This window comes from Rhizomicrobium sp. (genome assembly GCF_056722145.1).
On sequence record NZ_JBWZET010000091.1, the window covers coordinates 1 to 10,030 of the forward strand.

Here is a 10,030-nt window from a genome sequence, read left to right on the forward strand (position 1 = left end):
GCCGCCAAAAGCGCCGCCGTTCTCGCCAACGCAGGTTTAGGACGCGCCCACGCCCGCGCTTTGCATTTCATTGCGCGCAATCCCGGGCTTTCCGTCGCCGAATTGCTGGGCTTCCTCAAAATCACCAAACAGAGCCTCAACCGCGTCATGGGCGACCTCTTGAAAGGCGGCTTCGTGGAACGCAAGACAGGTATGCAGGATCGTCGCACCCGATCGCTGCAGCTGACCGCAGCGGGCAAATCCCTCGCCGACGCGGTGTGGAATGCCCAGCGGCCGCTGATCGCCGCCGCCTTCAAGGCCGCCGGGCAGGATGCCGTCGGCGGCTATCGCAAAGTTTTGATCGGCATTGCCGGCGACCCCGAGCGCTGGAGGAAAACACCATGAACGGAACCGTCCAAGATCCCCATCTTCTGGTCGTCGATGACGACGAACGCCTCAGGGCGCTGCTGCAGAAGTATCTGTCCACCAACGGCTTCCGCGTCAGCGCCGCCGCCAACGCCGCCGATGCCCGGGCGTTGATGAAATCGATGGCCTTCGATCTTCTCATCCTCGACGTCATGATGCCGGGCGAATCCGGGTTCGAACTGGCCACCAGCGTCCGCGCCTCCTCCGACATCCCGATCCTGATGCTGACCGCCAAAAGCGAAGCCGAGGACCGCATTGCGGGGCTGGAAAAGGGCGCCGACGACTATCTGACCAAGCCGTTCGAGCCGCGCGAGCTTCTTTTGCGCATCGGCTCGCTGCTTCGCCGCGCCGCGCCGCCCGCGCGCTCCGCCTCCGGCGAAGTCACGATGGGCGACTGCGTCTACGATCCCGAACGCAAGCAGCTCAAGAAAAAGGGCCGCCCGATCAAGCTGACCAGCTCGGAGAACGCGCTGCTGCAGCTGTTCGCCGCCAATGCCGGGCGCAGCTTTTCGCGCACCGATTTGTGCTCGCGGCTCGGCGTGGCGCTCGAGCGCTCGATCGACGTGCAGGTCACCCGCCTGCGCAAGAAGATCGAAGAAGACCCCAAACTGCCGCTTTACCTGCAGACCGTAAGAGGCGTGGGCTATGTCCTCGTACCCGATCGCGTCGGATAAACCGTTCACCTGGGCGCAGCTGAGGCCGGGCCGCCTGTTGAAGCGGTTCATGCCGCGCGGCCTGTTTCCGCGTTCGCTGATCATCATCGTGGCGCCGATGGTGATTTTGCAGGCGATCGTCTCCTATGTCTTTTTCGAACGCGACCTCGATTCCACCACCCGGCGCATGGCGCGCGCGGCCGCCTCCGATATCGCGCTGCTGATCGCACAGGAGGACACGCGCCACAGCCCGTGGCGCGAAAAGCTGCGGGACCTCGCCGCAAAGCAGCTGCGTTACGAGCTCAGGTTCGAGCCCGGCGTGCACATTCCACCGCCCACCCATCTTCATAATCGCACCATCGACAAGGCGCTCGACGAGGTCATCGCCCAACAAATCGGCGAAAAGCGGCACTTCCAGATTACGCCCTTGCCGGGCAAGCAGAAATTCCTCATCAGCGTCGAAGTGCATGATGGCGTGTTGCACGCGGTGGTGCCGCGCGACCGCATCACGGTGTCGAGCCCCGACACCTTCATCCTGTTGATGATGATCTCGTCGCTGATCCTGCTCACCGTCGCCATCCTGTTCCTGCGCAATCAGGTGCGCCCGATCGAACGGCTGGCGCGCGCCGCCGATGCTTTCGGCAAGGGCCGCGATGTGCCCGATTTCAAGCCCTATGGCGCCACCGAAGTGCGCCGCGCCGCCCAGGCCTTCCTCACCATGCGCGAGCGCATCAACCGCCATGTCCAGCAGCGTACCGAAATGCTGGCCGGCGTCAGCCATGACCTCAAGACGCCGCTGACCCGCATCCGCCTGCAACTGGCCATGATGGCTCCGTCGCCCGACGTCGACGCCCTTGCCGACGACATCGCCGAGATGGAAAGCATGCTGAACGACTATCTGGCGTTCGCGCGCGGCGAAGGCGGCGAGAAAAGCGAGCTGGCCGATCTCGGCGCCCTGGTGCGCGATGCGGCCGAAGCGGCCCGGCGCGCCCGCCAAGGCGAACTCGACCTGCAGGTGCCCGAGGGCGTGCTTTTGGCCGTGAAGCAGAAGGCGCTCCGGCGCTGCGTCACCAACCTGATCGACAACGCCTTGAAGCACGGCACTCGCGCCACCGTGTCGCTCGACCTCGAAGCGCGCTTCGCCGCGATCCACATCGACGACGATGGCCCCGGCATTCCCGTCGACCAGCGCGAAGAGGCGTTCCGCCCGTTCCGGCGTCTCGACGAGGGCCGCAACCTGCAAGTCGGCGGCGTCGGCCTCGGCCTCTCCATCGCCCGCGACCTGGCGCGCAGCCATGGCGGCGATCTCATCCTCGCCGACAGCCCGCAGGGCGGCCTGCGCGCCACCATCCGCCTGCCGCTGTAATTGCCGTCACTTGGCGGCGCGAAACGCGAACACGGTTTCGGAATGAAAGGTCTGACCGGGGCGCAGGACCGTCGACGGGAACGCCGGCTGGTTGGGCGAATCCGGGAAGTGCTGGGTCTCGAGGCAGACGCCGGTATGACGGTTGAACCCCGTGCGTTTGGCGTCGAGGAAATTACCCGAATAGACCTGGATGCCGGGCTCGGTGGTCTTGACTTCCATCACCCGTCCGCTGACCGGGTCCTCGAGAATGGCCGCAGTCGCCAGCGCGCCGCCGCCGGAATTCAGCACCCAGTTGTGGTCGTAGCCGTGACCGAAGCCGATCTGCTCGTCGGCGGCGTCGATGCGGGCCCCGATCGCGGTCGCATGCGTGAAGTCGAACGGCGTGCCCGTCACGCGGCGAAGCTCGCCGGTCGGGATCAGTGTCTTGTCGACCGGCGTGAAGCGATCGGCGTTCAGCGTCAGGCGATGGTCGAGGATGGTGTTGGCAGGATTGCCGGTAAGATTGAAATAGGAATGGTTGGTGAAATTCACCACCGTCGGCTTGGTGGTGGTTGCGTCGTAGGAAATGGCAAGCGCGTCGCCGGTCAGCGTGTAGGTGACGTGGACGGTGAGCTGGCCGGGAAAGCCCTCCTCGCCATCGGCGCTGACATAGGTGAGCCGCAGCGACGGTCCCGCGGCCGTTTCGATGGGCTCCGCCCGCCATAGCCGCTTATCGAAGCCGTTGCCGCCATGCAGGGTGTTGGCGCCACTGTTGATGGGAAGCTGGTAACGGGTGCCATCGAGCGTGAAGCTGCCGCGCGCGATGCGGTTGGCGTAGCGCCCGACGGTGGCGCCATAAAACGGCACGCCCTGGACATAGGGCGCGGCGCTATCGAAGCCGAGCACCACGTTGGCGAAGGTGCCGTGCCGGTCCGGGGTCTTCAGCGCCACCAGCGTGGCGCCATAGGTGGAAATCTTCGCTTCCAAGCCGCTTTCGGCAGAGAGTGTGTAGAGGTCGACCGGCTTGCCATCCGCGGTGCTGCCGAAGGCGGTCTTGATGATCGCCGCATCGGCGGGTGCCGCCAGCATCGCCAGCGCCAGATAAGCCATCACGATTTTCAGCATCCCGGCGCTTCCTTCAGCTTTGATGGCCATTCTTTTGTGGTTGACGACTATATCAGACAATCACAAACCGTGCCGTCGCCATCCGGCGACGCCAAACAAAAAGGGCGGCCCGCAAGCCGCCCTTTGTCGAGGTCACGGGGAATGCCCGGTCAGTCGCGGCCGACCGACGCCAGCACCGCCGCGATGATGGTGTCCTGGGTCGCTTCGTCGAGATAGGGATGCATCGGCAGCGACACCACCGTGTCGGAAATCTTCTCGGTCACCGGGATCGGCGCGCTCGGGTATTGGGCATAGCCCTTCTGGCGCGACAGCGGGATCGGATAATAGACCGCGGTCGGAATGCCCTTGTCCTTGAGATCGGCCTGCAGCCTGGAGCGATCGGGAACCTGCAGCGTGTACTGCGCCCAGGTCGAAGCGGCGCCGTCGATCACGACCGGCACGCGGATGCGATTGGAAACGCCGAGGCCGGCGTTGTAGCGCCGCGCCACCTTCTCGCGCAGCGCGATTTCGTCGGCGAAAATCCTGGTCTTCTCGATCAGGATCGCCGCCTGCAGCGTGTCGAGGCGGGAATTCATCCCGATGCGGACGTTTTCGTATTTGTCGACGCCCTGGCCGTGGACCTGAATCGAACGCAGCAGCGCCTCGAATTCGGCATCGTTGGTGAACACCGCGCCGCCGTCGCCATAGCAACCGAGCGGCTTGGCGGGGAAGAAGCTGGTCGAGGCGGCATCGCCGATCGAGCCGGTGACCTGGCCATGGAAACGGCCGCCGAAGCCTTGCGCCGTATCGCACAACATCTTGAGACCTTCGCGCCGGCAGATCGGTTCGATCGCGATGTAATCGGCCGGCTGGCCGAACAGGTCGACCGGAATGACGACCTTCGGCTTCAGCTTGCCGTCCTTCTTCACCATGGCGATGGCCGCTTCGAGGCTGGCCGGATCCATGTTGAAGGTATCTTCCAACACGTCGACGAACACCGGAGCGGCACCGGCCAGGACGGCGACTTCGGCGGTGGCGGCAAAAGTGAACGCGGGTACGAACACCGCATCGCCCGGACCCACGCCCCACGCCATCAATGGCAGGCTCAACGCATCGGTGCCGTTGGCACAGGCGACAACATGTTTGACGCCGCAGAACTCGGCCAGCATGGCTTCCAGCTCGCGCACCTGGGGCCCCAGGATGTACTGGCCCGAGGCCACGACGGAGAGGACCGCCTTGTCCAGCACTTCGGCGATGCGGCGGCGTTGCGCCTGCAGATCGATGAACGGAATGACCACGGCTATCCTCCGGTAATCTTGCGACGGATGCGTTCTAGCCAGCCAAGCGTGTGAATTCAACGCATTCGCCAGCACTTTATGTTTCGGATTGCGTCAGCAGCCGCCTCGGTTAACACGAATCCATGCGCCGCCTTGCAACCCGCAACAAGCGTATCGCGCCCGCCACCGTGGCGCAGTACGGCCGGGTTCGTATGTAGCACATAGTGTTCCAGTGCCGTAAAATAGACTGGCACAGAGACCGTCCCCGCTGCCGCAGTGCGCCGCAGCCTGCCCGCGGCGCGCCAGGGCGGCTGGCCGCTGCGGTTTTGTCAAAGAGTGACAAAAACCGTGACCGCGGACCGGAGCTTTCCGTCGATTCTGCCATTGCAATCGGGCTGGTTGCGCGCCACAACCTGGAGGTCCAGAACGCGAGGGTGAGCTATGCGCATCGTGATGATTGGGTCGGGCTATGTCGGACTGGTGTCCGGCGCGTGCCTTTCGGAATTCGGCCATGACGTGGTCTGCGTCGACACCGACGTGGCCAAGATTGAGGGGCTGAAGGTTGGCACCATTCCAATCTACGAACCGGGCCTGGACGAAGTCGTAGCGGCCAATGTCAAGGCCGGGCGGCTGTCCTTCACCTCCAATCTGAAGGAAGCGATGACCGGGGCCGAGGGCGTGTTCATCGCCGTCGGTACGCCGAGCCGTCGTGGCGACGGCCATGCCGACCTCTCCTATGTATTCGCCGCCGCCGAAGAGATCGCGCACCATCTCACGGGCTATACCGTGGTGGTGACCAAATCGACGGTTCCGGTCGGCACCAACAAGAAGGTCGCCGAGATCATCCGGAAGGTCCGCCCCGACGCCGAATTCGACGTCGCCTCGAACCCCGAGTTCCTGCGCGAGGGCTCGGCGATCGAAGACTTCCGCCGCCCCGATCGCGTCGTGGTCGGCTGCACCACCGAACGCGCCCGCACCGTGATGCGCGAAATCTATCGCCCGCTGTATCTCAACGAAACCCCGATCGTATTCACGACCTGCGAGAGCTCGGAGATCATCAAATATGCCTCCAACGCCTTCCTGGCGGCCAAGATCACCTTCATCAACGAGATGGCCAATCTCTGCGAGGCGGTCGGCGCCAATGTCCAGGACGTCGCCCGCGGCATGGGGCTCGACGGACGCATCGGCAACAAATTCCTGCATGCCGGCCCGGGCTATGGCGGCTCATGCTTCCCCAAAGACACGCTCGCGCTGATGAAGACCTGCGAGGAAACCGGCACGCCGACCCGCATCATCGAAGCGGTGGTGGCGGTCAACGATGCCCGCAAGATCGAAATGGGCGCCAAGATCGAGAAGGCGTTCGGCGGCGTCGCCGGCAAGACCATCGCCATCCTCGGCCTCACCTTCAAGCCCAACACCGACGACATGCGCGATGCGCCGGCGCTGGTGATCGTGCCCTATCTCAAAAACAAGGGCGCCACGATCCGCGCCTTCGATCCGGAAGGCATGAAGGAAGCCAAGAAGCACTTCGAAGTCGATTGGTGCAACGAGACCTATGAGACGCTGGAAGGCGCCGACGGGCTCGTCATCCTGACCGAGTGGAACGAATTTCGCGCCCTCGACCTCGCCCGCGTCAAGTCGCTGCTGAAGCGCCCGCTGCTGGTCGATCTGCGCAACATCTATCGCCCCGACATGATGGCCGGCGCCGGTTTCAAGTACATCTCGGTGGGGCGGCCGAGCGTCGAAGCCTAAGCGCGAATGCGCTCGGACAGATAGGCGTGCAGGATGGCGGTGATGCGCGCCGCCGCCTTGCCGTCGCCAAACGGATTGTGGGCCTTGGCCATGGCGGCATAGGCCGCCGGATCATCGAGCAGATGCGCGGCCTCAGCGGCGATGCGATCGCCATCGGCACCGACCAGACGCGCCGTTCCCGCCGCGATGCCCTCGGGCCGCTCGGTGGTGTCGCGCATGACCAGGACCGGAACGCCCAGCGCCGGCGCTTCTTCCTGGACGCCGCCGGAATCGGTGACGATCACGCTGGCGCGCATCATCAGGTTGACGAACTGCAGGTAATTCAGCGGCGCGATGAGCTCGATGCCGTCTATGCCGCCGAGCAGGCGATGGACGGGATCGCGCACATTGGGATTGGGATGCACCGGAAACACGATCTGGACATCGCCGCGCGCCGCCAGCCGCGCCAGGCCGTTGCAGATCGAGGCGATGCCGCCGTCGAAATTCTCGCGCCGGTGACTGGTGACCAGCACGAGGCGGCGCCCTGGTTGCGGATGCGGCAGCCCGGCATCGATGGCACGGCGCAAATCGGCCTCCGCCTCCAGCCGGCCGCGGATCGACAACAGCGCATCGACCACCGTGTTGCCGGTGACGTGAATCCGCCCGTCGGGATAGCCTTCCTTGAGGAGATTGGCGCGAGCCCCTTCGGTCGGCGGCAGGAATACGTCGGTCATGACATCGACGAGGCAGCGGTTGATCTCTTCCGGGAAGGGCGAATATTTCTTGCCGCTGCGCAAACCGGCTTCGACATGGGCGATCGGGATGCGGGCATAGAAGGCCGCCAGCGCACCGACGAACGCTGTCGTGGTATCGCCCTGGACCACCACGAGATCGGGCGCGAAGCCGGCCAGCGCCGGAGACAGGGCAGCGAGCGCGGCGACCGTGACGTCGCTCAAACTTTGGCCGGGACGCATGATGTCGAGATCGAGATCGGCCGTGAGCGCCGCGATGTCGATCACGGCATCGAGCATCTCGCGATGCTGGGCGGTGAGAATGACGACCGGATCAAAATCAGGACTGCGCTCGAGCGCGTGGACCACCGGAAACAGCTTGATCGCCTCGGGCCTGGTGCCGATGACGAAGACCACCTTGAAGGGACGCGTGCGCATCGCCCTCGACGACATCGCATCGGTACGGGACAGCACGCACGCTCCTCGATTTGTTGGCTCACCATACTGACATTCCAAGCCCGCCTTGCAACCAATTCCCGCACGACACGCAACGGTATGCCGCTGCGTAATCCGTAGGCGGATTATTTCTCAGCAGCAACGGAATCGGCCGCGACTGGGGCGGCGACGCTGCGTCAATTGCGGCTAATAGTTTTTTTGTTCGAATCGCGATAATTTCGGTTGCATCGGATTCCGCTGACGCAACCTTGCGCCGGCATCGGGGGGTGAGATGAAACGAACGGCACAGGCGCCGCGGACTTGCGGTCGCGTCGGGCTGGCATGACGCACATGTCCGCACCCTTACCGGCTCTACTGGACACCGAACCCCACGACGCGCCGCCGCGGCACGACAGCCTGGGGGGCACCTATTGGCTGATGCGCCGGCTGGGCAACCGCTGGACGGTACCGATCCTGTTGGCGCTCCGCCATGAATCGTTGCGCTTTGCCAAGCTGAAACGCACCCTCGATCCGGTGTCGCAGCGGATGCTGACGCTGACACTACGGCGCATGGAACAGGATGAACTTGTCTATCGCACCGAATTGCCGGGGCAGCCGCCGCCGGTCACTTATGGCCTGACGCCACTGGCGGCGGCATTGGTCGAGCGGCTCGAGGAGCTCGAGGCCTGCCTGGCAGCCCTGCGCACCGCGGATGGCCCGGCGGCCAACTGACAGGCATGCGATAGAGCGTCTCGTTCACAAAGATGCGCGATCGCGACGCAATTGCCCCTATCCGGTGCAATTTCCAAGGTGCGCCGACCACCTTTGTCCACCTGCGACAGCATGGAACACCCTCGCGAGGAGGATTCGCCGCCGTAGCGCATCATTAGCCATGGGGTGTTTTGACCCAGTGGGGTATTTAATTCCATCGACGTCTAGTAGCGCACCCATGCACGGCACCTTGGACCCGGACGAGAAACCAGCCCGCAGCACGCCTGCCGGGCATGGTCCGGTTGACACCGAACGCGGCACCCTGCTTTCCGGTCTGGTGATCGACGGTCATGGTGTCGAAATGAGTCCGAGCCGCGTGACCAATTCCGGCGTCGCGGCCGCCCGCTATTATGTCGGCACCCTGGCGCTGCCGGGGCGCGATGCGCCCGAACGCATTCCGGCCGCCCGCCTAGACGCGAACGTTGTTGCCATACTCGCCCGGATCCGCCTTCTTGGCCCCACCTGGCAGCGCCAAGACATCACCGCCATTATCCGGCGGGCGGTTGTGCTAGAAGACGCAATTATCCTGCAACTCGATAAGCGCCGGTGCCTGACGGCGTGGCGGGCACAGGAACCGATGCTGCAGCGCATCGCCACCAGCGACGTGCTGCGCCTGATCGCCACCTGCCTCACCGGGCGTGAAGAAATCACCGAGGCGGGCACCGCGTTGTGCCTCAAGCTGCCGCGCCATGCCCGCGCCCGCAAAACCCGCAATCCCCGCAACGCCCTGCTGTTCCAGCGCGCGCCCTGACGGCCTCTGCCGACGGCTGCATCAGGCCGGAATGAAGCGCAAAAAGTCTTCGTTCATGGCGCGGGAGAGGGTGGTCTTGTAGCGCGCATAAAGCCCGTCGCCGGGCACCACGCGGCCGAAGCTGAAACCGGACGCCAGCGGCACCAGCGCAAACGGCACCGCGACCGGCACGAGATGGCCGCCATTGGCCGACAACAGCGTCGACATCACCCCGTACATCTCGCCGGTGATCAGCGGATGCGAAAGGATCGCCAGCCGCATCTGGCCTTCGTCATTGGTATGCAAATAGACGTGACCCGATTTGTTGGGCAGCGCAATCACCCCCTTCTGGGCGTAGGGAGCATCGAGGCGTTCGGCTTCGGCGAAGGCAAGGCACCCCGCGCCCTCGTCCCATCGGATCGCGGTGCGATAGGCGTAAATGGCGTCCTTGACCTCGAAGGAAGGGCGCAGCGTCAGATAGTCGGCTTCGAGCCAGGTGACCGAGGCCCGCGAATAGGCCCCCAACGCGGCCGGCGCCGATACCGGACGGGTATCGGGCCGCAGCTTCACCCCCAGCGCGGTTTCGAGCCGGACCAGGGTCGCCAGCGTAAACGGCCGGCTGCCGCCGAGCGCCTTTTCCAGAGTGGAAATCGAAATCCTGGCCTCGTCGGCGAGGCGCTGGCGCGACATCCGCCGGCGGGCGAGATGCTCGCGGACGGCAAATGCCACCGTTTGGCTTTCGGCTTCCGTCAGTTCCTCGTCGCGCGCCACAACCCGCTCCGGACAAATCCGCACAACATGATACATAGCGCCGATTCGGGCGCCCCCCCAACGCAACACGCCGCACC

At 64.6% G+C, this 10,030-nt stretch carries 10 protein-coding genes; 6 read left to right on the top strand and 4 right to left on the bottom strand.

Features of this window, described 5'->3' with window-relative positions; genetic code table 11:
- From AC1P6P_RS05210 to AC1P6P_RS05220, 3 genes are all read left to right on the top strand, one after another.
- The coding region (locus AC1P6P_RS05210) for a MarR family winged helix-turn-helix transcriptional regulator (RefSeq protein WP_481401375.1) at nt 1-384 on the top strand (384 nt) is incomplete at its 5' end.
- Nucleotides 381-1,079 (top strand): response regulator, encoded by a 699-nt coding sequence (locus AC1P6P_RS05215; RefSeq protein ID WP_481401376.1) that lies wholly within the window; start codon nt 381-383, stop codon nt 1,077-1,079. The genes AC1P6P_RS05210 and AC1P6P_RS05215, both read left to right, overlap by 4 nt.
- Entirely contained in the window at nt 1,051-2,424 is a 1,374-nt protein-coding gene (locus AC1P6P_RS05220; RefSeq protein ID WP_481401377.1) for an ATP-binding protein, read from the top strand. Before AC1P6P_RS05215 ends, AC1P6P_RS05220 begins: the two co-directional genes overlap by 29 nt.
- A gap of 6 nt (nt 2,425-2,430) precedes the next feature.
- On the opposite strand, the gene AC1P6P_RS05225 is transcribed toward AC1P6P_RS05220, so the two are convergent.
- Together AC1P6P_RS05225 and AC1P6P_RS05230 are read right to left on the bottom strand one after the other, a co-directional pair.
- Nucleotides 2,431-3,528, bottom strand: coding sequence for an aldose epimerase family protein (locus tag AC1P6P_RS05225; protein WP_481401378.1), 1,098 nt, complete (start codon nt 3,526-3,528; stop codon nt 2,431-2,433).
- Between the two features lie 149 nt (nt 3,529-3,677).
- On the bottom strand, nt 3,678-4,805 hold the full coding sequence (locus AC1P6P_RS05230) for a DegT/DnrJ/EryC1/StrS family aminotransferase (RefSeq protein WP_481401379.1): 1,128 nt from the start codon (nt 4,803-4,805) through the stop codon (nt 3,678-3,680).
- Between the two features lie 420 nt (nt 4,806-5,225).
- Between AC1P6P_RS05230 and AC1P6P_RS05235 the strand changes: the two genes are divergently transcribed.
- On the top strand, nt 5,226-6,536 hold the full coding sequence (locus AC1P6P_RS05235; protein ID WP_481401380.1) for a UDP-glucose dehydrogenase family protein: 1,311 nt from the start codon (nt 5,226-5,228) through the stop codon (nt 6,534-6,536).
- On the opposite strand, the gene wecB is transcribed toward AC1P6P_RS05235, so the two are convergent.
- Nucleotides 6,533-7,684: a non-hydrolyzing UDP-N-acetylglucosamine 2-epimerase gene (wecB, locus tag AC1P6P_RS05240; protein WP_481401383.1), complete on the bottom strand. Its 1,152-nt coding sequence runs from the start codon at nt 7,682-7,684 to the stop codon at nt 6,533-6,535. The two genes, AC1P6P_RS05235 and wecB, sit on opposite strands and share 4 nt — an antisense overlap.
- A 348-nt stretch (nt 7,685-8,032) precedes the next feature.
- Between wecB and AC1P6P_RS05245 the strand changes: the two genes are divergently transcribed.
- Together AC1P6P_RS05245 and AC1P6P_RS05250 are read left to right on the top strand one after the other, a co-directional pair.
- The gene (locus AC1P6P_RS05245; RefSeq protein WP_481401381.1) at nt 8,033-8,413 is read left to right on the top strand and encodes a winged helix-turn-helix transcriptional regulator; all 381 of its coding nucleotides are present in this window, start codon (nt 8,033-8,035) and stop codon (nt 8,411-8,413) included.
- 217 nt (nt 8,414-8,630) lie between these two features.
- Nucleotides 8,631-9,203 (top strand): hypothetical protein, encoded by a 573-nt coding sequence (locus tag AC1P6P_RS05250; RefSeq protein WP_481401382.1) that lies wholly within the window; start codon nt 8,631-8,633, stop codon nt 9,201-9,203.
- Between the two features lie 21 nt (nt 9,204-9,224).
- Here AC1P6P_RS05250 and AC1P6P_RS05255 read toward each other — a convergent pair whose 3' ends face one another.
- Nucleotides 9,225-9,989 (bottom strand): helix-turn-helix domain-containing protein, encoded by a 765-nt coding sequence (locus tag AC1P6P_RS05255; protein WP_481401384.1) that lies wholly within the window; start codon nt 9,987-9,989, stop codon nt 9,225-9,227.
- Nucleotides 9,990-10,030: the final 41 nt, after the last annotated feature.

Excerpts from the sequence above, each read along its gene's own strand:
- AC1P6P_RS05215 (WP_481401376.1), top strand. The coding sequence starts at position 381 with ATGAACGGAACCGTCCAAGATCCCCATCTTCTGGTCGTCGATGACGAC.
- AC1P6P_RS05220 (WP_481401377.1), top strand. The coding sequence starts at position 1,051 with ATGTCCTCGTACCCGATCGCGTCGGATAAACCGTTCACCTGGGCGCAG.
- AC1P6P_RS05225 (WP_481401378.1), bottom strand. The coding sequence starts at position 3,528 with ATGCTGAAAATCGTGATGGCTTATCTGGCGCTGGCGATGCTGGCGGCA.
- AC1P6P_RS05235 (WP_481401380.1), top strand. The coding sequence starts at position 5,226 with ATGCGCATCGTGATGATTGGGTCGGGCTATGTCGGACTGGTGTCCGGC.
- wecB (WP_481401383.1), bottom strand. The coding sequence starts at position 7,684 with ATGCGCACGCGTCCCTTCAAGGTGGTCTTCGTCATCGGCACCAGGCCC.
- AC1P6P_RS05245 (WP_481401381.1), top strand. The coding sequence starts at position 8,033 with ATGTCCGCACCCTTACCGGCTCTACTGGACACCGAACCCCACGACGCG.
- AC1P6P_RS05250 (WP_481401382.1), top strand. The coding sequence starts at position 8,631 with ATGCACGGCACCTTGGACCCGGACGAGAAACCAGCCCGCAGCACGCCT.
- AC1P6P_RS05255 (WP_481401384.1), bottom strand. The coding sequence starts at position 9,989 with ATGTATCATGTTGTGCGGATTTGTCCGGAGCGGGTTGTGGCGCGCGAC.